We start from the raw sequence: 21,134 nt of genomic DNA on the forward strand, positions 1-21,134 counted from the left end.
AATGGCGCCTTTGTATCGGGCACGGCGATCAAGGCTCTACCGAATGGGTCCGCTTCAGCGTGCGCAGCACGAAGGTCGAGCGGCTGTGGCGGATGCCGGGAATCTTGTACAGGCGCTGGCGCAGGAAGCGCTCGTAGCCCTCGGTGCCGGCCACCGCGACCTTGATCAGGTAGTCGTAGTCGCCGGTGAGCAGGCTGGCTTCCATTACCTCGGGCAGTTGCGCCAGCGCTTCGCCGAAGCGTTCCAGCATGTCTTCGTCGTGGCGCTCGAGGGTGACCTCGATGATGACGGTGTCCGGCAGGCCCAGCGCGCGCTGCGACAGGATCGCGGCATAGCCCTCGATGAAGCCGGCCTCTTCGAGCGCCCGGACCCGGTTCCAGCAGGGCGTGGGCGACAGGTGCACGCTGTCGGCCAGCTTCTGGTTACTGGTGCGGCCGTCGCTGCGCAGGATGCGCAGGATCTTCCGGTCGATGTCGTCGAGCTGGCCGTCTTTCATGCAAATCCCCTATGCTTTTGAAGAATATTCCATGTTTATATCATAGCGCAGGAGATTCTTCTTCCATCTTCGCAAAACGAGGAAACTACAAAAGCACCTTTCCGGGGGGCGGGCGTACGATGATGGGACTCTATCGAGCACTTGCCGCGCCGCCCCGAACCTCCGCCACGAACGGAGCTGCATCGCGCGCCGCGGGCGCCGCTTCACGAGAGCGGCCGGATCGACAAGCAAAACGGGCAGGAAAGGCTTGCGCCTCTCCTGCCCGTTTTGTCTTCCCACGCCGCAAGGGCGGCGAGGGATTCCGGATTACTTCTCGAACTTCTTCATCCACGCCGACAGCTGGTGCGGACGCAGGCCGTCGTAGTCCTCGAAGGGCTGGTGGATCCACGGATTGTGCGGCAGGTCTTCCAGGTGGTAGTCCGGCGTGAAGCTCGACGTGCCCTTGACCCAGATGACCGCCGAACGCACTTCGCTGACGTCCGGGTAGTTGGTCTGCAGGTGCTCGCGCACGCGTTGCAGGGTCACGCCGGAGTCCGCCAGGTCGTCGACCAGCAGGATCTTGCCCTGCAGCGGGCCCTTGGTCATCGTCATGTACTTGGCGATATCCAGGTTGCCCTGCTTGGTGCCGGCTTCTTCGCGGTAGGAGCTGGTCGACAGGATCGCCAGCGGCACGTCGAAGATGCGCGAGATCACGTCGCCCGGACGCACGCCGCCGCGCGCCAGGCACAGCACCATGTCGAACTTCCAGTTCGATTCATACACTTGCAGCGCGAGGCGCTCGACCAGGCGGTTGTACTCGTCCCACGAAACCCAGAGGTCCTTGTCGGTCGATGCAGGGGTGTTCATTTCAAACTTTTCCTATTGTTATTAGGCTGCGAACGGATGACGCAGCACGATGGTTTCTTCGCGATCCGGGCCGGTCGACACCATGTCGATCGGGATGCCGACCAGTTCTTCGATGCGCTTGATGTAGGCGCGCGCGTTGGCCGGCAGTTCGTCCATCGACTTGGCGCCGACGGTCGACTCGGTCCAGCCCGGCATCTCTTCGTAGACCGGCTGGCACAGCGCGGCTTCTTCGGCGCCGACCGGGAAGATGTCGACCTCGCGGCCGTCGATCTTGTAGCCGGTGCACAGCTTGAGCGATTCCAGGCCGTCCAGCACGTCCAGCTTGGTCAGGCACATGCCGGTCACGCCGTTGATCTGCACCGAGCGGCGCAGCAGCGCGGCGTCGAACCAGCCGCAGCGGCGGGCGCGGCCGGTCACGGTGCCGAACTCGTGGCCCACGCGCGACAGGTGCTCGCCGACGCCTGCGTCGGTCGGCAGTTCGGCCGGGAACGGGCCCGAACCGACGCGGGTGGTGTAGGCCTTGGTGATGCCCATGATGTAGTGCAGCATGCCCGGGCCGACGCCGGCGCCGGCGGCGGCGTTACCCGCCACGCAGTTCGACGAGGTGACGAACGGATAGGTGCCGTGGTCGACGTCGAGCAGCGAGCCTTGCGCGCCTTCGAACAGCAGGCTGCCGCCGGCCTTGTGCGCGGCATACAGCGCGGACGAGACGTCGCCGACCATCGGGCGCAGGCGCGGGACCAGGGCCATCGCGTCGTCGAAGGTCTGCTGGAAGTCGATCGCTTCGCCGCCCAGGTAGTTCACCAGCACGAAGTTGTGGTACTCGAGGTTTTCCTTGAGCTTCTCGGCAAAGCGCTCTTCGTTGAGCATGTCGGCGATGCGGATCGCGCGGCGCGCCACCTTGTCTTCGTAGGCCGGGCCGATGCCCTTGCCGGTGGTGCCGATCTTGTTCTCGCCGCGCTTGGCTTCGCGCGCCTTGTCGATGGCGACGTGGTAAGGCAGGATGACCGGGCAGGCTTCCGAGATCTTCAGGCGCGACGCGACTTCGACGCCGGCGGCTTGCAGCTTGTCGATCTCGCGCATCACGTCCGGGACCGACACGACCACGCCGTTGCCGATGTAGCAGGCCACGCCTTCGCGCATGATGCCCGAAGGGATCAGCTGCAGCGCGGTCTTCTGGCCCTTGATCACCAGGGTGTGGCCCGCGTTATGGCCGCCCTGGAAACGGACGACGCCGGCCGCATGGTCGGTCAGCCAGTCGACGATCTTGCCTTTACCTTCATCGCCCCACTGGGTGCCGATGACAACGACGTTCTTTGCCACGTTAGTATTTGACATCACTTAACCTAAGTTTTTGAGAATCCAATTTCCGTTTTCGAGGACGAGCACGCGGTCGCACTCGAACTCGTCCTGAACATTGTCGTGACCCGGCATGGACTGGATCACGACTTCGCCTGCCTTGCGCAGGTCAGCGATTTTTTCCTTCAACTCCGGCGCATTGCCCCAGGGTGCGCGGATGGAGTGCTTGCGCTCGGCAGTCGGCAGCAGCCGCGCCAGTTCGCGCAGGTCGAGCGAGAAGCCGGTCGCCGGACGCGCGCGTCCGAAAGCCTCGCCCACATGGTCGTAGCGTCCGCCGCGCGCCACCGCGTTCGGCAGGCCCGGCACGTAGAGCGCGAACATGGCGCCGCTCTCGTACTGGTAGCCGCGCAGGTCGGCCAGGTCGATCGCTACGTCGGCGCGACCAATGGCGCCAGCCGCCAGCGCGGCCAGTTCGGCCAGCGCACGGGTGACGCCCGGCAGCGCCGGCAGTTCTTCCTTGGCGCGCGCCAGCACCTCGACGTCGCCGTACAGATGCGGCAGCGCCAGCAGGGCCTTGCGGGTGCTCGGCGCGTAATGTTGCGTAAACTCGTCCAGGCCGGGCGCATCCTTGGCGCGCAGCAGGCCGATGAGCTGGGCTTCGTCGCGGCGCGCGGCCGGATCCTCGGCCAGCAGGGCGCGCAAGATGCCGACGTGGCACAGGTCGAGGCGCACGTTGTCGAAGCCGGCCAGCGCCAGCACACCCAGCGCCAGCTCCTGGATCTCGGCATCGGCTTCCAGGCCGGCGTGACCGTAGATCTCGGCGCCGATCTGGATCGGCTCGCGGGTGGCGTGCAGGCCCGACGGACGGGTATGCAGCACGCTGCCGGCGTAGCACAGGCGGGTGATCGATTCGCGGTTGAGCAGGTGGGCGTCGATGCGCGCCACCTGGGTGGTCATGTCGGCGCGCAGGCCGAGCAGGCGGCCGGACAGCTGGTCGACCACCTTGAAGGTGCGCAGTTCGGTGTCCTGCCCTGCTCCCGCCAGCAGCGACTCGACGTATTCGAGCAGCGGCGGCATCACCAGTTCGTAGCCGTACAGGCGGAAGGTATCGAGCATCTTGCGGCGCAGATCCTCGATCTTGCGCGCTTCGGACGGCAAGACATCGGCAATATTTTCAGGCAATAGCCAATTTGGCATGGGCAGACAGCTAACGGGTTGTTTTCAAGAGCGGTATCAAGCGCACGGACGTGCCGGCGCACGGTGCGAGCGCCGAATCGGCAATTTTACCCGAAAATAATAAGGCGTAGGCGGGGGATGTTGGGTCGCGAGGCTGGAAGGCTTGTCAGAGTGCCATGTTGCAACGCTTGTCTATACTAGAAATGTCCGCGTAAACGTAGGGTGGGCAGGTCCCCTGCCCACGCGGTCAAGCAGCTCATGTACTGTTTGAACGCGTGGGCGGCAGAGCCGCCCACCCTACGAATTACTTCGAACCCGGTTGTTTGAAGTACTTGAAGAACTCCGAATTCGGATCCACCACCATCACGTCGCCACGGTTCTTGAAGGTCGCGCGGTAGGCTTCCAGCGAACGGTAGAACTTGGCGAATTCCGGATTCTTGCCGAAGGACTCGGCATAGATCACCGATGCCTTGGCGTCGCCGTCACCCTTGATCTTCTCGGCCTCGCGGAAGGCTTCGGCGATGATCACGGTGCGCTGGCGGTCGGCGTCGGCGCGGATCTGCTCGGACTCGGCGGCGCCGGTCGAACGCAGTTCATTGGCCACGCGCACGCGCTCGGCCTTCATGCGCTCGTACACGGAGTCGTTGATCTGCTCGATGTAGTCGACGCGCTTGAGGCGCACGTCCACCACGCCGACGCCGATCTCCTTGGCCTCGGCCACGACCTTGTCCTTCACCGCGTTCATCACGGCGCCGCGCTCGCCCGAAATCACTTCGCGCACGGTGCGCTTGGTGATCTCGTCGTTCAGGGCCGCCTTGATGATCTGCGACAGGCGGTCGCGCGCGCGGCTTTCGTCGCCGTTGAAGCTGACGTAGTACAGGCGCGGATCGGTGATACGCCACTTCATGAAGGCATCCACCAGGATGTTCTTCTTTTCGGCGGTGATGAAACGGTCGGCGTCGGGCGTGTCGAGCGTCAGGATGCGCTTGTCCAGGTAGATCACATTCTGGAACGGCGGCGGCAGCTTGAAGTGCAGGCCCGGCTCGGTGATCACGTCGCGCACCTGGCCGAGGGCGAACACGATGGCGAAGCGGCGCTGGTCGACCACGAACACGGTCGACGACAACAGCATCAGGGCAATGAACCCCGCCACAAATAAAGTTACGAGGCGGTTCATTAACGGCTCTCCCGATCACGTGAGGAATCGCGGCTGCGGCTGTCGCGCTGGCGCACCGAATCCATGGCTTGCATGACGTCCGACTGCGGCGCCGATTGCGGCACCTGGACCGGACCCGATTTGTTGCCGACGGCCTCGTGGCCGGCGTTCTGGCCGATCAGCTTGTCCAGCGGCAGGTAGATCATCGGATTGCCGGCGCGCGAATCCACCATCACCTTGCTGGTGCTGGAGAAGATCTGCTGCATGGTGTCGATGTACATGCGGTCGCGCGTGACGGCCGGGGCCTTCGCATATGCCGACACCACCTGGTCGAAGCGCGAGGCGTTACCGGTCGCGTTTTCCACCACCATCGAGCGGTAGGCTTCGGCGTCCTGCATCAGGCGGAAGGCCTGGCCGCGCGCCTGCGGGATCACCTGGTTCGCGTAGGCCTCGCCCTCGTTCTTGGCGCGCGCACGGTCCTGGCCGGCCTTGACGGCGTCGTTGAAGGCTTCCTGCACCTGCTCCGGCGGCTGCACCGCCTGCATGGTGACGTTGGTGATCAGGGCGCCGAGCGCGTAGCGGTCGACGATCTGCTGCATCATCTGGTGCACGTCGACGGCGACCTTCTCGCGGCCTTCGTACAGCACGAAGTCCATCTTGCTGCGGCCGACCACTTCGCGGATCGCGGTCTCGGCGATCTGGCGCACGCTGTCGTCCTGGTCGCGGTTGTTGAACAGCCACTGGACCGGGTCTTTCAGCGTGTACTGCACCGCGAACTGGATGTCGATGATGTTCTCGTCGTCGGTCAGCATCAGCGACTCTTGCGGCTGCTTGTTGCGCACGTTGGCGCGGTAACCGATCTCGGCGGTGCGGATCTGCGAGACGTTGACGGTCTCGTGCGACTGGATCGGGTACGGCCAGCGCCAGTTGAAGCCGGCGCCGGTCTTGTGGCTGAGCTTGCCGAAGGTGGTGACGACGCCGACCTGGCCTTCCTGCACGATGAAGGCGCCGCTCGCCAGCCAGATCAGGCCGACGATGACCGCCACCACGCCCGCGGTGACGCTGGCGCCGCGCATGTCGCCGCGGCCGGACGGGCCGTTGCCGCCGTCGCCGCCGTTGTTGCGGCCGCCGAACAGGCGGTTCAGGCGGGCATTGAAGTCGCGCCAGAGTTGGTCGAGATCGGGCGGGCCTTCGCCCGGCCGCCGGCCCTCCTGGGCCTTGTGGTCACCCTGGGGTTTGTGGCCCCAGCGTGGATCGTTCAGCGACAGTTTGATGCCGCAACGTTTTAGTAAGGAAACGAGCATAGGCTAGTGTGGCCCGAGATGGGTGGAGGTTGTCATATTGTTGTCTGCAGGACTAGCCAGGGAGCCGCCCACCGCCGGTTCTTCCCCGGAAAAGGGCTCCTCACCCTGTTCCTGCATATCGTCGTCCAGGCCCGCCGCCTGTGCGCCGAACTGCGTTTCGCGGCGCGCCGCCATCGCCGCCTCGACGATGGCCTCGCGCAGCAGGTCCAGCCCGGCCCCGCTGTGGGCGCTGATGAAAACGCGGCTGATCTTATCATACTCATCACGCTCGATCCCGGGCTCCAGCCCGGCCGCGTCGATCTTGTTCCAGACCAGGATCTGGGGTACGTGATCGGCGCCGATCTCGCGCAGCACCTCGTTGACCTGCTCGATCTGCTCCATGCGCACCGGCGAATTGCCGTCGACCACGTGCAGCAGCAGGTCGGCGTGGATGGTTTCCTCGAGCGTGGCGCGGAAGGCCGCCACCAGCTGGTGCGGCAGTTCGCGCACGAAGCCGACGGTATCGGAAATGACGACACTGCCGACCTCGTCGCCGAGGTAGAGGCGGCGGCTGGTGGTGTCGAGCGTTGCGAACAGCTGGTTCGCCACATACACCCCGGCCTTGGTCAGGGTATTGAACAGGGTCGACTTGCCGGCATTGGTATAGCCGACCAGCGACACCGAGAAGGTCTGGTTGCGTCCGCGCTGGCGACGCTGGGTTTCGTGCTGCTTGCGCAGCTTGGTCAGGCGGATGCGCAACTGCTTGACGCGCTCGCCGATCAGGCGGCGGTCGGTCTCGAGCTGGGTTTCGCCGGGACCGCGCAGGCCGATACCGCCCTTTTGACGTTCCAGGTGGGTCCAGCCGCGGATCAGGCGCGTGGCCAGGTGCTGCAACTGGGCCAGTTCGACCTGCAGCTTGCCCTCGTGGCTCTGGGCGCGCTGGGCGAAGATGTCGAGGATCAGGCTGGTACGGTCGATCACGCGCACTTCGAGGCGGCGCTCGAGGTTGCGCTGCTGGGCAGGCGACAGGGCGTGGTTGAAGATGACGAGATCGATGCCCTCGGCCTTGCAGGCCACCTTGATTTCGTCGGCCTTGCCGCTGCCGACGAAATGGGCGGGATCGGGACTGCTGCGCTTGGCCGTGATCGTGGTGATCGGGTCGGCGCCGGCGGAGCGCGCAAGCAGGGACAGCTCTTCGAGGCTGGCGGCGAAATCGCCAGCACCAAAATCGATGCCGACCAGCGCTGCGCGCATGGTGTTGTTGCCGGGGGCGTCAGCCATCGGCCTTACTCGGCTTCGGAGTCGAGATTAAGGTTGACGGCGCGAGCCGGAACGACGGTGGAAATGGCATGCTTGTAGACCATCTGGGTCACGGTATTACGAAGCAGGACGACGTACTGGTCGAAGGATTCGATGTGGCCTTGCAGTTTGATGCCGTTGACCAGGTAGATGGAGACGGGGACGTGCTCCTTGCGCAAAGCGTTCAGGAATGGGTCTTGTAACAGTTGCCCTTTGTTGCTCATAACAGCTCCGTAATGTTGTTGTAGTTCAGTGAGTGTAGATGCGAGATTGTGGCTATTTGCCAAATTTCAAGTGCCTGGGCTACATTCCGCTGCGGCGAATGAAAGCCCTGAGCTACTGTAACCTGTTTTGCCACTTTTTGTCGTACTGCTACGGCTATTTCTGCTCCTTGGCAAATGGGTTCTTCCCGGTACGCATTTCCAGCCGGACCGGCGTGCCGACCAGGTTGAAGGTGTCGCGGAAGTGCCTTTCGAGGTAGCGCTTGTACGGCTCGCTGACGGCTTCCAGGGCATTGCCGTGGATGACGATGACCGGCGGATTCTGGCCGCCCTGGTGGGCGTAGCGCATCTTGGGACGGGTGCTGCCCTTGCGCTTGGGTTCCTGCTTCTCGATCGCTTCCTGCAGCGCGCGGGTCAGGCGCGGGGTCGACAGGTTGGCCGTGGCGGCGGCATAGGCCGCATCCACCGACTTCATCAGCTGGCTGATGCCGGTGCCCTTCAGGGCCGAGATGAAGTGGGTCTTGGCGAAGGACAGGAAGTCCAGCTTGCGGTCGAGGTCCATCTTGACCTGGTCGCGCTGGTCCGACTGCAGGCCGTCCCACTTGTTGACGGCCACCACCAGCGCCCTGCCCGATTCCAGGATGAAGCCGGCGATGTGGGCGTCCTGCTCGGAAATGTCTTGCTGGGCGTCGAGCAGCAGGATGATCACGTTGGCGTCCGAGATCGACTGCATCGTCTTGATCACCGAGAACTTCTCGATGGCTTCGAAGATCTTGCCGCGGCGGCGGATACCGGCCGTGTCGATCAGGGTGTACTTCTTGCCTTCGCGCTCGAACGGCACTTCGATCGAGTCGCGGGTGGTGCCCGGCATGTCGAAGGCGATGACGCGCTGTTCGCCGACCAGGGTGTTGATCAGGGTCGACTTGCCGACGTTCGGGCGGCCGACGATGGCGATCTTGATGCCGTGGTCGGGATGCTCGGGCTCGTCTTCCTCGTCGGGACGGTTGGCGAACGCGAAGTCGAGTGCCTCGTTGACCAGGTCGTGCACGCCGTCGCCGTGGGCGGCCGAGATCACGTAGGGGTCGCCCATGCCGAGTTCGTAGAAGTCGGCGGTGACCGAGGTGTACTTCATGCCCTCGGACTTGTTGACCACCAGCATGACCTTGCGGCCCGTCTTGCGCAGGTAATCGGTGATGGTCTTGTCGTGCGGGGTCATGCCCTGGCGACCATCGACAATGAACACGACGACGTCGGCTTCCGCCACCGCCTGGCGCGTCTGCAGCGCCATTTCGTGCATGATGCCCTCTTTGGCCACCGGTTCGAAACCGCCGGTGTCGATGACCAGGAACGGACGTTCGCCGATCCGGCCTTCGCCATAGTGGCGGTCGCGGGTCAGGCCAGGGAGATCGGCCACCAGCGCGTCCCGCGAGCGGGTCAGGCGGTTGAATAAGGTCGACTTCCCGACGTTCGGGCGACCAACGAGTGCAATTACCGGCTTCATGTAGTTATTCTATTCGACCGCAATGGCGGCCACAGTTCCATTTTGTGTTTGAAAAATCAGGTGCGATCCAGCCACCAGCGGGGTGCCGATGACGGCGCTACCGTCGGTGGCGGCGCGCGCGAGGAACGAACCGTCCTCGCGCGACAGGAAATGCACGATGCCCTGGTAGTCGCCCACGGCCACGGCGCGGCCGTAGGAAACCGGGGTCGACAGGCGGCGGAAGGCCAGTTTGTCGTTTTTCCAGGCGTTCGAGCCGGTGTCGCGGTTGAACGCGAACAGCGCGCCCTTGTCGTCCGGCGCGAACACGAAGCGCTGGTCGACGGCGACGCCGACCTCGGACGACAGGTCGCGGGTCCACTTGACCGAGCCGTTGGCGGCGTCGAAGCAGCCGACCCGGCCCTGGTAGGAGACGGCGCAGACCTCGCCCTCGAACAGCACCGGGGCGCCGCCGATGTCGGTGACGCGCTCGAGTTCGGTGGCGCCGCGCGCCACGCCCACTTCCAGGTCCCAGCGCGGCGCGCCGGTGGCCAGGATGAAGGAGGACAGGCGGCCGGCCGGCTGGGCGATGATGACGTCGCTGCCGTTGATCAGCATGCCCGGGGAGGTGCGCAGGGTCAGGGCCGGCGAGGTACGCTGCACGGTCCATTTCTTCTCGCCGGTCTTGGCGTCCAGGCCGACGATGCGGTTGTCGAGGCTGCGCGCAACCACAATGCCCTGTCCCACCACCGGCGCGGACAGGATCTCGCTCGACAGCTGCGAGGTCCACAGCTTGTTGCCGTCCATGTCGAAGGCCAGCACGGTGCCTTTGGCGCCGCCGACCACGATCAGGTTGCCGTCGGTGCCGACGCCGGCCGACAGTTCGGTGCCGGCCTTGGTGCGCCACAGCTGCTTGCCGCTGGCCGCGTCGACGCGGGCGATGTCGCCGTCGCCGCCGGCCACCACCACGGTATTGCCGGCCAGCGCCGGCGAGAAGCTGGTCGATCCGGCCTTGCCGATGTCGAGCTTCCATGCGGTACGCACGGCCATCGTGCCCTTCAGTTCCACCAGCGCCGCAGGCTGCTCGGTCTTCGGCTTCGAGAAGGGATTGAGCGAGCTGAGCGAGGGGAGGCTCGAGCAGCCCGTCATCAGGGCCAATACACCAACACCAACAAGTTTGCTGCTAATACGCATATTCTTTAACCTTGTTTCTGGGCTTGTTTCTGGGCTTATATAGGGCGCAAAGCCCGCGCCCACCGTCACGGCGGGCGCGGGCCTGTCAATCTTAAGCTTACGCAGCAGCGGCCGGCGCTTTCGCGTCTTTCGCTTCCGCCGGCACGGTGCCGCCGATGGCTTCGAGCTTGACCTGGACCAGCTGGCGGCCCGGGTTATCCTTGTGCATCGCCGCCAGCGCGGCGACATAGGCCTGGCGCGCTTCGGCAAGCTTGTTCTGCGCCACCAGCACGTCGCCCTTGCGGTCCGCCACCTCGGCCGAGAACGGCGCCGGGTAGGTCTCGTTCAGCAGCTTGAGCGCGGCGTCGTAGGACTTTTCGTCCAGCAGCACGCCCGCCAGGCGCAGCTTGGCGACGGCCTTGTACTCGTCGTTGCCGTGGTCCACCACCCATTGCAGCTGGGTCTTGGCGGTCTTCAGGTCATTCGCTTCGAAGGCGGTCTTGGCGGCGCCCAGCGCGGCCATCTGCGCGTACACGGTACCGTCGTACTTCTTCTGGATGTCGCCGGCCACGCGCTGGGCCTTGGCGTTGTCGCTGGCGGCCAGGGCGGTCTGCAGCTCGTCGTACAGCGCCGAGGCCTCGACGGCCTGGGTGCGCTTGTGCGAATTCCAGAAGTTGTAACCGGCGTAGGCAAGCAGCGCGACGATCAGCACGCCCATGATGAGGTTGCCGAAACGGGCCCAGAAGGCCTTGAAGTTCGCTATCTGTTCCTGTTCTTCGAGGTCGTATGCCATTGTCTGCTCTGTCTTGTTCTAGTGGTGGTGGATCGGTACTGTCATGCCTGCTGCTGTGTCCGGCTTACGGACGGTGGTGATGCCCGTGCTCGTTGCAGTTCTCGTCGTCGCAGTCGTGTTCGCCGCCGCCGACGATCTGGTCGACCACGTAGTCGACCACGTTCTCGAACGCGACCTTCGACTGCTGCTGCTCGCCAGCCGCCTTGTCGACGTCTGCGCGCATCGCCTTGACGACCGCCTGGTTCGACGCGATCTCGTCCTCGCCGATGATCACAGCGAAGGCGGCGCCGCTGCCGTCGGCCTTCTTCATCTGGCTCTTGAAGCTGCCCGCGCCTGCCGGCGTTGCGCAATGTAACACAACATCCAGGCCGGCATCCCGAAGTCGCTCGGACAGGATGAAGGCCTGCGACTGCGCTTCCTCGCCCTGGTGGACCATGTAGACGTCGCACTGCGCCGGCGCGGCGCTGTCGCCCAGGCCCTTCATCAGTTCGATGATGCGCTCGATGCCCATCGCGAAACCGACCGCCGGGGTGGCCTTGCCGCCGAACTGCTCGATCAGCGGATCGTAACGGCCGCCGGCGCAGATGGTGCCCTGCGAGCCCAGTTCGTCGGTGACCCACTCGAACACGGTGCGGTTGTAGTAATCGAGGCCGCGCACCAGGCGCGGGTTGATGGTGTACTGCACCGCGTTGCGGTCCAGGATTTTCTTCAGGCCGTTCAGGTGCGCCAGCGACTCCTCACCCAGGTAGTCGAGCAGCTTGGGCGCGCCGTTGACCATGTCCTGCATGGCCGGATTCTTGGTGTCCAGGATGCGCAGCGGGTTGCTGTGCAGGCGGCGCTTGGCTTCGGCATCGAGGATGTCCTCGTGCTTTTCCAGGTAGGCGATCAGGTCGGCGCGGTGGCGCAGGCGTTCGTCGGCGTTGCCGATCGAGTTCAGCTCGAGGCGCACGTTCTGCAGGCCCAGGTCGTCCCACAGGCGGCGGCACAGCATGATCAGTTCGGCGTCGATGTCCGGGCCCGAGAAGCCGACGGCTTCGGCGCCGAACTGGAAGAACTGGCGGTAGCGGCCGCGCTGCGGACGCTCGTGGCGGAACATCGGACCCTTGTACCACAGGCGCTTGGGGCCGTCGTACACGAGGTTATGTTCCAGCACGGCGCGCACCACGCCGGCGGTGCCTTCCGGGCGCAGGGTCAGCTGGTCGCCGTTCATCGAGTCCTCGAAGGAGTACATCTCCTTCTCGACGATGTCGGTGACGGCGCCGATGGCGCGCGCGAACAGCGAGGTATCCTCGACGATCGGGGTGACGATCTTCTGGTAGCCGTAGCTCTTCAGGATGGTCTCGGCGGTGTTCTCGAACAGCTCCCACATCGGTGCATCTTGCGGGAGGATGTCGTTCATGCCTTTGACGGCGACGATTTTTTCTGGTTTGGACATGTTGTTAGCTCGCTTTTCGCAGGGTGGGCGGCGACGCCGCCCACCCTGCGGGTTTATTCTGCCACTGCCTCGCGGCTGTAATTTTTTTGTACGTAGTTCAGCACGATGGTCTTGAACTCCTCCACGATGCGCTCGCCGCGCAGGGTGGCGAACTTCTGGCCGTCGACGAACACCGGCGCGGCCGGCGATTCGCCGGTGCCCGGCAGGCTGATGCCGATGTTCGCGTGCTTCGATTCGCCCGGGCCGTTGACGATGCAGCCCATCACGGCCACGTTCATCGCTTCCACGCCCGGGTAGGTCTTCTTCCACTCCGGCATCTGCTCGCGCAGGAAGGTCTGGATGTTGTCCGCCAGTTCCTGGAACACGGTGGAGGTGGTGCGGCCGCAGCCCGGGCAGGCGATCACCATCGGGGTGAACTTGCGCAGGCCCATGGTCTGCAGGATCTCCTGGCCGACCACGACTTCCTTGCTGCGGTCGCCGCCCGGTTCCGGGGTCAGCGAGATGCGGATGGTGTCGCCGATGCCTTCCTGCAGCAGCACCGACAGCGCGGCGGTCGAGGCGACGATGCCCTTGCTGCCCATGCCGGCCTCGGTCAGGCCCAGGTGCAGCGGGTAGTCGCAGCGGCGCGCCAGTTCGCGGTAGACCGCGATCAGGTCCTGCACGCCCGACACCTTGCACGACAGGATGATCTTGTCGCGCGCCAGGCCGACTTCTTCGGCGCGCACGGCGTTCTCGATCGCCGAGGTGATCAGGGCTTCGTACATCACCGCCTGGGCCGACCACGGCGTCGCGCGCGACGCGTTCTCGTCCATGATGCGCGCCAGCAGCGACTGGTCCAGGCTGCCCCAGTTGACGCCGATGCGCACCGGCTTGTCGTATTTGGCGGCGATCTCGATCATCTGGGCGAACTGGGTGTCGCGCTTGGCGCCCTGCCCCACGTTGCCCGGGTTGATGCGGTACTTCGACAGCGCTTGCGCGCATTCCGGATAGTCGCGCAGCAGCAGGTGGCCGTTGTAGTGGAAGTCGCCCACCAGCGGGGTGTCGATCTCCATGCGGTCGAGCTGCTCGCGGATCGCCGGCACCGCGGCCGCCGCTTCCGGCGTGTTGACGGTGATGCGGACGATCTCGGAACCGGCGCGCGCCAGTTCCTTGACCTGGATCGCGGTGCCGATCACGTCGGCCGTGTCGGTGTTGGTCATCGACTGCACCACGACCGGCGCGTCGCCGCCGACCCAGACCTTGCGCTCGCCATGCGCCACCAGCACCTTGCGGCTGGCGCGGCGCGCCAGCGGGCCGGACGGAATCGGTTCACCCATGCAGGCTTCGTTCACGATCATGTTCTGTTCCATTCTTTACTTCAAAGACACTTGCGCGAATTTCTTGCCAGGCGCCTGCTCCAGGCTGACGGCGGCGCCGCGCAGGGTCGCCGTCACGGCGCCCGGATTGCCGACGGTGAGCGTGACCGGTCCGGTGACGTCGACCGTTTCGGTCGAGCCGGCCTTGACCTCGCGCCAGAGCACGCGCTTGCCGCCGACCACCACGCCGATCCAGGCGTCCTCCCGCACGCTCAGCACCAGCGCATTGCCGCCTGCCGCTGCGGGCGCCGCAGCCAGCGGCGCCGCCGTGACCGGCGCCGCCAGGGTGGTGGCGGGCGCGGACGTGGTCGCTGCGGGAGCGGCGGGCGTGGTTGCCGCGGGCGTCGCCGGCGCGGTAGCGGGCGCGGTAGCGGTAGCCGGCGCGCCGGCGCCCGGGGCAGCAGTGCCCTCGCTTGCCGGCGACGGCACCGAGATCAGCGGCACCGACGGGTTCTGCAGCGCGTCGTGGGCGGCCGGCGCGGCCACATGCGGGGTGGCCACCGGCGACTCCAGCACTTCGCTCTCGGTCGCCGGCGGCTTGCTGCCCGGGATCAGGCCGAAGTGCCACAGGGCCGCACCGGCCGCGATCACGGCGATCACGCCCGCGATCGCACCGGCCGGCACCTTGTTACGCTTGCCGCCGATCGGGAAGCGGCTTTGCGAGAACGAGGTCGGACGCTGTTCGCGGCGCGGGATCGATGCGCTCGCGCCGGCCTGGGCTTCCGGCGGCATGTTCATCGGAATCGCGGCCACCAGCGGGGTGGCGTCGATTCTCAAGAGCTTGGCGTAGGCGCGCACGAAGCCGCGCGTCACCGCGGGGCTCGGAAGCGAGGCGTAGTCGCCGGCTTCCAGCGCGACCACCTGGCGCGGCGCCAGCTTGATCTGGTCGGCCACCTGCTCCACGCTCCAGCCCATCGCTTCGCGCTGGGACTGCAGGGTCTTGCCGGGATTGCCCGCGTCGTTGCCCGGCGTCGCCGGCTGGTCTGCATGCTCGTTCATTGTCCTCGTCTCACTTTGAGTTTTCACTCATCGAATGCGCCGCGCTCGAAGGCCACGTATTCCGGCGACCCCGGGAAGCGCCGCCGCAGCTGGGCTGCCAGGCTGGCCTCGTGGGTCCGGTCGCCCAGCTTGCGCTGCACGCGCAGCGCCAGCCAGAGTGCGTCGGCCGACAGCGTGTCGAGTTTCGAAGTCTCGATCAGGCGCTTAATGAAAAAACCGGCGCGCTGGTAGTCGCGCCGCTCGTAATAGATCCGCGCCAGGCCGGCATTCGTGGCCTGCAGGTCGGGGTTGTAGCGGATGGCCTCCAGCAGATAGCGCTCGGCGGCCTGGAAATTGCGGCTGCGGATGCTGCACACGCCGGCATTCACCAGCGCGCTCACCGGCGTCTGGTAGGCGGGATGGCGCAGCGCCGTGTCGAAGTAAGGCATGGCCTGGGCCGGCTTGTTCAGCGACTGGCACAGGAAGGAGCCGTAGTTGTTCGACAGGTCGGGGTTGCCCGGCTTCAGGCGCAAGGCGGTCTGGTAGTTCTCGTCGGCCAGCGGCAACTGGCCCATCGCGGTGTAGATCAGGGCGCGCAGGCCGTAGGCCTCGGCATTGCCGGGCTCCGCCGCGATCGCCTGCTTGACCTCGTCGAGGGCGGTTTCGTACTGGCCGTTCTGGTAGTAGCCGACCGCCAGCTGCATGCGGATGGCGGAGCGTTTCTCCGCCGCCGTCTGGTCGGACGCGGTCTTCAGTTCGCCGCTGCCATTGGCGGCGCAGCCCGCCAGCAGGGCACAGGCCGCCGCCAGCTGCACGAACGCGACACGGCCGGCTTTGCTTCCCATCAGGACGGGATCTCCACGATGCGTCCGAAGTCGGCGCCGAACTTCTTCTGGTACTCGGCCATCTTCTCCATGCGCTGGGCCACGCGGGTGCGGTCCTGCACCTCGCCGGCCAGCTGGCCGCAGGCGGCGTCGATGTCGTCGCCGCGCGTCTTGCGCACGGTGGTGACGATGCCGGCGTCCATCAGCACCTGGGCGAAGGCCTTGATGCGCGGGTTCTTCGAACGGGTCAGGCCCGATTCCGGGAACGGGTTGAACGGGATCAGGTTGAATTTGCAGTTCACGCCCACCACCGGGTCGTTCACCAGGGCGATCAGTTCGCGGGCGTGCTCGTCGCTGTCGTTGAAGCCGTCGAGCATGCAGTATTCGAAGGTGATGAAGTCGCGCGGCGCGAATTCGAGATAGCGCTTGCAGGCGGCCAGCAGCTCGCGCAGCGGGTATTTTTTATTCAGCGGCACCAGGATGTCGCGCAGGGCGTCGTTCGACGCGTGCAGCGACACGGCCAGGGCCACCGGCACATCCTGCGACAGCTTGTCGATGTTCGGGACCACGCCCGAGGTCGACAGGGTCACGCGGCGGCGCGACAGGCCGTAGGCGTTATCGTCGAGCATCAGCTTGAGCGCGGTGACGGTCGGCTCGTAGTTGAGCAGCGGCTCGCCCATGCCCATCATGACCACGTTGGTGATCTGGCGCTCGCCCTTCGGGCCCGGCTCGATGCCCTTGGTACGGCGCAGCTCGAACTCGGCCATCCACAGCTGGCCGATGATCTCGGCCACGGTGAGGTTGCGGTTGAAGCCCTGCTTGCCGGTCGAGCAGAAGCGGCAGTTGACGGCGCAGCCGGCCTGGGTGGAAATGCACAGCGTGCCGCGGTTTTCTTCCGGAATGAACACGGTTTCCACGGCGTTGCCATTGCCGACGTCGACCAGCCACTTGCGGGTGCCATCAAGCGAGGTATGGTCGCTGATGATGCCCGGCGCACGGATCTCGGCGCGGGTCTTGAGTTTTTCGCGCAGCGACTTGGCCAGGTCGGTCATGTCGTCGAAGTTCGACGCGCCGAACTGGTGGATCCAGCGCTGCAGCTGCTTGGCCCGGAACGGTTTCTCACCCAGCTCGGCGCAGTACGCAACAAGTTGCGCGGGATCGAAGTCCAGCAGATTGGTGAGAGTCGTCATGGCTAAATCCTTTATTCCTGAAACCACCCGCGCCGGCCCTGGGCCGCGGGCGGGTGGCTTACTCTTTAAATTAGTCCGGGGGGAAATCAACCGGGGCGCGCCCCGGACTGCGCTCCCCCCATACCAATTAACGCGAGTAGACGTTCAGTGCCGGGAAGAAGTAAGCGATTTCCACGGCAGCGGTTTCAGCGGCGTCCGAACCGTGGACGGCGTTGGCGTCGATCGAGTCGGCGAAGTCGGCGCGGATGGTGCCGGCGTCGGCTTTCTTCGGATCGGTTGCGCCCATCAGGTCGCGGTTCTTCAGGATCGCGCCTTCGCCTTCGAGCACCTGGATCATGACCGGACCCGAGATCATGAAGTTGACCAGGTCCTTGAAGAACGGACGGGCTGCGTGCACGGCGTAGAAGCCTTCGGCTTCGGCTTGCGACAGCTGGGTCATGCGTGCTGCGACGATCTTCAGGCCAGCGCCTTCGAAGCGGCTATAGATTTGGCCGATCACGTTTTTTGCAACTGCGTCCGGTTTGATGATCGACAGGGTGCGTTCGATTGCCATGCTAAAACTCCAATAAAATGAAAGGTTTGGATCAAGAGCGTTGCCAGAGTCAGCAACTGTTTTTATGAACTCAATCAACCTTTAATTTTACCATACATCCCTCATATAGCAGATATTGCGGCACTGGCAAGCCAAGTGGTAGAGTTGCGGGGCAAAACCGTCCTGTTTTCATCGCTGCTTAAGCCTGGCCCTGTATGTTTTCAGTGACGCTCATCCACCAACCGGAGGCAACATGATCCCTAATTCGCAACCCCGCAGTACGATCGACCTGACCAAAGCCGGTCGCGGCGAGGTCACGCGCAACAAGGTACTGCGCAACACCTACTGGCTGCTCGCGCTGTCGATGATCCCGACCGTGCTGGGCGCCTACATCGGCGTATCGCTCAACCTGATGGCGAGCATCGGCGGCCTCGGCCTCATCGCCTTCATGCTGGTCGCATTCGGCTTCATCTTCGCCATCCAGAAGTTCAAGGACTCGGCCGTGGGCCTGGGCCTGCTGCTGGCCTTCACCTTCATCATGGGCCTGATGCTGACCCCGCTGCTGCAGCACACCCTGGGCTACTCGAACGGCGGCACCCTGATCATGACCGCGTTCGGCGGCACCGCCTGCGTGTTCGCCGTGATGGCCAGCATCGCCACCACCACCAAGCGCGACTTCTCGGGCATGGGCAGCTGGCTGATGGCCGGCGTGATCGTGCTGATCCTGGCCGCGGTCGCCAACATCTTCCTGCAGATGTCGGCCCTGACGATCGTGATCTCGCTGCTGGCGATCGGCATCTTCTCGGCCTTCATCCTGTTCGACGTGCAGCGCATCGTCAACGGCGGCGAAACCAACTACATCACCGCCACCCTGTCGATCTACCTGGACGTGTACAACATCTTTACCAGCCTGCTGCAACTGCTGGGCATCGCCGGCGGCGACGACTGATCGTTTCTTGCCGAAATGAAAAAGCCGACCTGCGGGTCGGCTTTTTTTCGTCCGTACGCTTGCACCAAAGGGAGGCTGCGGACTTGCAAGAGCCGGGGTCGAGCCGGGGTCAGGCCACGTCGGCCGGCACTTCGAAGGCGGCCGGCGCAGCCGGCTTCTCGCCCAGCTCGAACACTGCAATCGACTCCACGTGCGAGGTATGCGGGAACATGTTGCACACCCCTGCCTTCTTCAGCACATAGCCGGCCTTGTGGACCAGGATGCCGGCGTCGCGCGCCAGCGTCGACGGGCTGCAGGACACGTAGACGATCCGCTGCGGCATCAGTTCTTCATGCGTCTCGCGCAGGTCGGCCAGGGCCAGCGACAGCGCCATGGCGCCGTCGCGCGGCGGGTCGACCAGCATGCGTTCGAAACGGCCGAGCGCGACCAGGTCGTCCTTGGTCACCTCGAACAGGTTGCGGGTCGAGAACGAGGTCTTGGCCGCCAAGCCGTTGGCCTGCGCATTCTCCAGCGCGCGGGTGGTCAGCGCGGTGCTGCCTTCGATGCCGACCACTTCGCGCGCCTGGGTCGCCAGCGGCAGCGTGAAGTTGCCCAGGCCGCAGAACAGGTCGGCCACGCGCTCGCCCGGCTGCGCGTCCAGCAGGCGCAGCGCCTTGGACACCAGCACGCGGTTGATCTGGTGGTTCACCTGGGTGAAGTCGGTCGGCTTGAAGGGCATGCGGATGCCGAATTCCGGCAGCGTGTAGTACAGCTCCTTGCCCAGCGGGTAGTACGGGTAGGCGGTGTCCGGGCCCTTCAGCTGCAGCCACCACTGGATGTTCCACTTGTCGGCGAAGGCCTTGGCCAGCGCCTCGTCGGCCGGGCTGAGCGGCGCCATGATGCGCAGCACCAGCACCGTGACTTCTTCACCGATCGCGACTTCGATCTGCGGCATCTGGTTAAAGATCGACAGCTGGCCGACGAATTCGCGCAGCGGCACGATCAGCTGGGCGACGTGGTCCGGCAGGATCTCGCAATAGGTGATGTCGGCCACGTAGGACGAGGCGCGCTCGTGGAAGCCGACCAGCACCCCGCCCTTCTTGGCCACGTGGCGCACCGACAGGCGCGCGCGGAAGCGGTAGTCCCAGGTCGGGCCGTACAGCGGGCGCATGATGTTCTCGGCCTTGACCTTGCCCAGGTGCCAGAGGTTGTCTTCGAGGACGCGCTGCTTCATCGCGACCTGGGCCGATGGTTCCAGGTGCTGCATCGAGCAGCCGCCGCAGTAGCCGAAATGCTTGCACTTCGGCTCCACGCGCATCGACGAGGCGCGCTGCAGGGTGACCATGCGTCCCGACTCCCAGTTCTTCTTCTTGCGCAGGGTTTCGAAACTGACGCGCTCGCCCGGCAGCGCGCCTTCGACGAAGATCACCTTGCCCGGGGTGCCGTCTTCATTCTCGAGGTGGCCGACGCCGCGCGCGTCCGCATCCAGGGATTTGATGTCGATGAAAATTTCTTGCATGGTGGTCAAAAGAAAGAGGGAGTGGGCACAGGACAAACTGTGCGGGGAGTTCGCAAATAAAAAATGGGCGCATGCGGCCCGGCGGGCATGATAGCAAGGAAATGGGGTGGGCGCTACGGGGGCTTTCCGGCTTACAGCAGCGAATCGCGCACCACCCCACGCGCCGCCATCGCCCGCTTGAGCTTGACCAGCGCCTCTTGCTGGATCTGCCGCACCCGCTCGCGCGTCACGCCCATCTCTTCGGCCAGGGTCTCGAGCGTGGCCGGGTCGTCGTTGTCGAGCCCGAAGCGCCGCGTGACCACCTGGCGCTGCTTGTCGGGCAGGCGCCCCAGCCAGTCGCGCACCAGGGCCGTCATTTCGTGCTGCTCGGCGCGCGCGTCGGGGCTGGCCTCGCCGTCGTCGGGCAGCATGTCCATCAGGCTGGAGGTGGGATCGTTGTCGAGCGGGGCGTCGAGCGAGGCCGCGTGTTCCGACAGCGCCAGGATGTCCTGCACTTCTTCCACCGGCCGTCCCACCAGGCTGGCGATGTCTGCGCAGGAGGCTTCCTTGCCGTCGTGCTTCTGCGCCTCGAGGTGGTACTTGGCGCGCAGCACCCCGTTCAGCTCTCTTACCATATGTACTGGGAGGCGCACCGTGCGCGCCTGGTTCATGATGGCGCGCTCGATGCTCTGGCGGATCCACCAGGTCGCATAGGTGGAGAAACGGAAACCGCGCTCGGGCTCGAACTTGTCGATCGCGCGCATCAGGCCGATGTTGCCTTCTTCGATCAGGTCGAGTAGCACCACGCCGCGGTTGATGTAATGCTTGGCGATCGAGACGACCAGGCGCAGGTTGTGCTCGATCATCTTCTGGCGCGCCAGGAAGTCGCCGGCCTTGGCCAGGGTGGCGACCTGGGCTTCTTCGGTGGCGCTCAGGAGCGGCCGGGTGCCGATCTGGTTGAGATAGTGCTGGGTGGTGTCGGTGGCGAGCTCGGCCTGCAAGACCTTGCGCAGCTCGTCCACCGTGTCGACGACCTCGGCCACCGGGTCGAGGTCGGGACCGCCGGCCAGCACCCGCGCGCCGTCGGCCGCAAGCGCGCCCTCCGGTTCCGGTTCGTCCGGAAACTCGTCTGACTCGTCCTGGTCCAGCGAGTGCGGCGGCTGCGTCATACCTTT

The 21,134-nt window shown here is 65.1% G+C and carries 20 protein-coding genes; 1 reads left to right on the forward strand and 19 read right to left on the reverse strand.

Going from position 1 to position 21,134, the window contains the following annotated elements:
• Positions 1-28 precede the first annotated feature (28 nt).
• From AB3347_RS16175 to ndk, 17 genes are all read right to left on the reverse strand, one after another.
• Positions 29-496: an Lrp/AsnC family transcriptional regulator gene (locus AB3347_RS16175; protein WP_369092818.1), complete on the reverse strand. Its 468-nt coding sequence runs from the start codon at positions 494-496 to the stop codon at positions 29-31.
• A gap of 306 nt (positions 497-802) precedes the next feature.
• The gene (locus AB3347_RS16180; protein WP_369092819.1) at positions 803-1,342 is read right to left on the reverse strand and encodes a phosphoribosyltransferase; all 540 of its coding nucleotides are present in this window, start codon (positions 1,340-1,342) and stop codon (positions 803-805) included.
• 21 nt (positions 1,343-1,363) lie between these two features.
• The gene (locus tag AB3347_RS16185) at positions 1,364-2,680 is read right to left on the reverse strand and encodes an adenylosuccinate synthase (protein ID WP_369092820.1); all 1,317 of its coding nucleotides are present in this window, start codon (positions 2,678-2,680) and stop codon (positions 1,364-1,366) included.
• Positions 2,681-2,683: 3 nt separating this feature from the next.
• On the reverse strand, positions 2,684-3,838 hold the full coding sequence (locus AB3347_RS16190) for an ATP phosphoribosyltransferase regulatory subunit (protein WP_369092821.1): 1,155 nt from the start codon (positions 3,836-3,838) through the stop codon (positions 2,684-2,686).
• Between the two features lie 283 nt (positions 3,839-4,121).
• Complete coding sequence (gene hflC / locus AB3347_RS16195) at positions 4,122-4,994, reverse strand: protease modulator HflC (RefSeq protein WP_369092822.1); 873 nt, start codon at positions 4,992-4,994, stop codon at positions 4,122-4,124.
• Positions 4,994-6,277, reverse strand: coding sequence for an FtsH protease activity modulator HflK (gene hflK / locus AB3347_RS16200; protein ID WP_369092823.1), 1,284 nt, complete (start codon positions 6,275-6,277; stop codon positions 4,994-4,996). Before hflK ends, hflC begins: the two co-directional genes overlap by 1 nt.
• A gap of 3 nt (positions 6,278-6,280) precedes the next feature.
• Complete coding sequence (hflX, locus tag AB3347_RS16205; protein ID WP_369092865.1) at positions 6,281-7,510, reverse strand: GTPase HflX; 1,230 nt, start codon at positions 7,508-7,510, stop codon at positions 6,281-6,283.
• Between the two features lie 32 nt (positions 7,511-7,542).
• Entirely contained in the window at positions 7,543-7,779 is a 237-nt protein-coding gene (gene hfq, locus AB3347_RS16210) for an RNA chaperone Hfq (protein WP_026354376.1), read from the reverse strand.
• Positions 7,780-7,933: 154 nt separating this feature from the next.
• Entirely contained in the window at positions 7,934-9,277 is a 1,344-nt protein-coding gene (gene der, locus AB3347_RS16215; RefSeq protein ID WP_369092824.1) for a ribosome biogenesis GTPase Der, read from the reverse strand.
• A 9-nt stretch (positions 9,278-9,286) separates the two neighbouring features.
• Entirely contained in the window at positions 9,287-10,447 is a 1,161-nt protein-coding gene (gene bamB / locus AB3347_RS16220; RefSeq protein WP_369092825.1) for an outer membrane protein assembly factor BamB, read from the reverse strand.
• 97 nt (positions 10,448-10,544) lie between these two features.
• A complete protein-coding gene (locus AB3347_RS16225; RefSeq protein WP_369092826.1) occupies positions 10,545-11,219 on the reverse strand; it encodes a YfgM family protein in 675 nt (224 codons plus the stop codon).
• 64 nt (positions 11,220-11,283) lie between these two features.
• Entirely contained in the window at positions 11,284-12,654 is a 1,371-nt protein-coding gene (gene hisS, locus AB3347_RS16230; protein ID WP_369092827.1) for a histidine--tRNA ligase, read from the reverse strand.
• A gap of 53 nt (positions 12,655-12,707) precedes the next feature.
• Entirely contained in the window at positions 12,708-14,003 is a 1,296-nt protein-coding gene (gene ispG / locus AB3347_RS16235; RefSeq protein WP_369092828.1) for a flavodoxin-dependent (E)-4-hydroxy-3-methylbut-2-enyl-diphosphate synthase, read from the reverse strand.
• 3 nt (positions 14,004-14,006) lie between these two features.
• A complete protein-coding gene (locus AB3347_RS16240) occupies positions 14,007-15,008 on the reverse strand; it encodes a helix-turn-helix domain-containing protein (protein WP_369092829.1) in 1,002 nt (333 codons plus the stop codon).
• Between the two features lie 23 nt (positions 15,009-15,031).
• A complete protein-coding gene (pilW, locus tag AB3347_RS16245; RefSeq protein ID WP_369092830.1) occupies positions 15,032-15,832 on the reverse strand; it encodes a type IV pilus biogenesis/stability protein PilW in 801 nt (266 codons plus the stop codon).
• Positions 15,832-17,001, reverse strand: a complete 1,170-nt coding sequence (gene rlmN, locus AB3347_RS16250) for a 23S rRNA (adenine(2503)-C(2))-methyltransferase RlmN (RefSeq protein WP_369092831.1) — start codon at positions 16,999-17,001, stop codon at positions 15,832-15,834. Before rlmN ends, pilW begins: the two co-directional genes overlap by 1 nt.
• A 127-nt stretch (positions 17,002-17,128) precedes the next feature.
• Positions 17,129-17,554 (reverse strand): nucleoside-diphosphate kinase, encoded by a 426-nt coding sequence (gene ndk / locus AB3347_RS16255; RefSeq protein WP_224942622.1) that lies wholly within the window; start codon positions 17,552-17,554, stop codon positions 17,129-17,131.
• Between the two features lie 232 nt (positions 17,555-17,786).
• Between ndk and AB3347_RS16260 the strand changes: the two genes are divergently transcribed.
• Complete coding sequence (locus AB3347_RS16260) at positions 17,787-18,482, forward strand: Bax inhibitor-1/YccA family protein (RefSeq protein WP_369092832.1); 696 nt, start codon at positions 17,787-17,789, stop codon at positions 18,480-18,482.
• A gap of 109 nt (positions 18,483-18,591) precedes the next feature.
• Here AB3347_RS16260 and rlmD read toward each other — a convergent pair whose 3' ends face one another.
• Positions 18,592-19,980, reverse strand: a complete 1,389-nt coding sequence (gene rlmD / locus AB3347_RS16265; RefSeq protein WP_369092833.1) for a 23S rRNA (uracil(1939)-C(5))-methyltransferase RlmD — start codon at positions 19,978-19,980, stop codon at positions 18,592-18,594.
• 131 nt (positions 19,981-20,111) lie between these two features.
• Entirely contained in the window at positions 20,112-21,128 is a 1,017-nt protein-coding gene (rpoS, locus tag AB3347_RS16270) for an RNA polymerase sigma factor RpoS (RefSeq protein ID WP_369092834.1), read from the reverse strand.
• Between the last annotated feature and the right edge of the window lie 6 nt (positions 21,129-21,134).

The organism is Massilia sp. X63 (assembly GCF_041023745.1).
GTDB lineage: Bacteria > Pseudomonadota > Gammaproteobacteria > Burkholderiales > Burkholderiaceae_D > Telluria.

What these genes read in the sequence shown, in the direction of transcription:
- hflX (WP_369092865.1), bottom strand. Translation starts at nt 7,510, where the DNA reads ATGCGCGCAGCGCTGGTCGGCATCGATTTTGGTGCTGGCGATTTCGCC.
- der (WP_369092824.1), bottom strand. Translation starts at nt 9,277, where the DNA reads ATGAAGCCGGTAATTGCACTCGTTGGTCGCCCGAACGTCGGGAAGTCG.
- AB3347_RS16260 (WP_369092832.1), top strand. Translation starts at nt 17,787, where the DNA reads ATGATCCCTAATTCGCAACCCCGCAGTACGATCGACCTGACCAAAGCC.
- AB3347_RS16190 (WP_369092821.1), bottom strand. Translation starts at nt 3,838, where the DNA reads ATGCCAAATTGGCTATTGCCTGAAAATATTGCCGATGTCTTGCCGTCC.
- hflK (WP_369092823.1), bottom strand. Translation starts at nt 6,277, where the DNA reads ATGCTCGTTTCCTTACTAAAACGTTGCGGCATCAAACTGTCGCTGAAC.
- ispG (WP_369092828.1), bottom strand. Translation starts at nt 14,003, where the DNA reads ATGGAACAGAACATGATCGTGAACGAAGCCTGCATGGGTGAACCGATT.
- rpoS (WP_369092834.1), bottom strand. Translation starts at nt 21,128, where the DNA reads ATGACGCAGCCGCCGCACTCGCTGGACCAGGACGAGTCAGACGAGTTT.
- hflC (WP_369092822.1), bottom strand. Translation starts at nt 4,994, where the DNA reads ATGAACCGCCTCGTAACTTTATTTGTGGCGGGGTTCATTGCCCTGATG.
- hisS (WP_369092827.1), bottom strand. Translation starts at nt 12,654, where the DNA reads ATGTCCAAACCAGAAAAAATCGTCGCCGTCAAAGGCATGAACGACATC.
- AB3347_RS16240 (WP_369092829.1), bottom strand. Translation starts at nt 15,008, where the DNA reads ATGAACGAGCATGCAGACCAGCCGGCGACGCCGGGCAACGACGCGGGC.
- rlmN (WP_369092831.1), bottom strand. Translation starts at nt 17,001, where the DNA reads ATGACGACTCTCACCAATCTGCTGGACTTCGATCCCGCGCAACTTGTT.
- rlmD (WP_369092833.1), bottom strand. Translation starts at nt 19,980, where the DNA reads ATGCAAGAAATTTTCATCGACATCAAATCCCTGGATGCGGACGCGCGC.
- pilW (WP_369092830.1), bottom strand. Translation starts at nt 15,832, where the DNA reads ATGGGAAGCAAAGCCGGCCGTGTCGCGTTCGTGCAGCTGGCGGCGGCC.
- bamB (WP_369092825.1), bottom strand. Translation starts at nt 10,447, where the DNA reads ATGCGTATTAGCAGCAAACTTGTTGGTGTTGGTGTATTGGCCCTGATG.
- AB3347_RS16175 (WP_369092818.1), bottom strand. Translation starts at nt 496, where the DNA reads ATGAAAGACGGCCAGCTCGACGACATCGACCGGAAGATCCTGCGCATC.
- hfq (WP_026354376.1), bottom strand. Translation starts at nt 7,779, where the DNA reads ATGAGCAACAAAGGGCAACTGTTACAAGACCCATTCCTGAACGCTTTG.
- AB3347_RS16225 (WP_369092826.1), bottom strand. Translation starts at nt 11,219, where the DNA reads ATGGCATACGACCTCGAAGAACAGGAACAGATAGCGAACTTCAAGGCC.
- AB3347_RS16180 (WP_369092819.1), bottom strand. Translation starts at nt 1,342, where the DNA reads ATGAACACCCCTGCATCGACCGACAAGGACCTCTGGGTTTCGTGGGAC.
- ndk (WP_224942622.1), bottom strand. Translation starts at nt 17,554, where the DNA reads ATGGCAATCGAACGCACCCTGTCGATCATCAAACCGGACGCAGTTGCA.
- AB3347_RS16185 (WP_369092820.1), bottom strand. Translation starts at nt 2,680, where the DNA reads ATGTCAAATACTAACGTGGCAAAGAACGTCGTTGTCATCGGCACCCAG.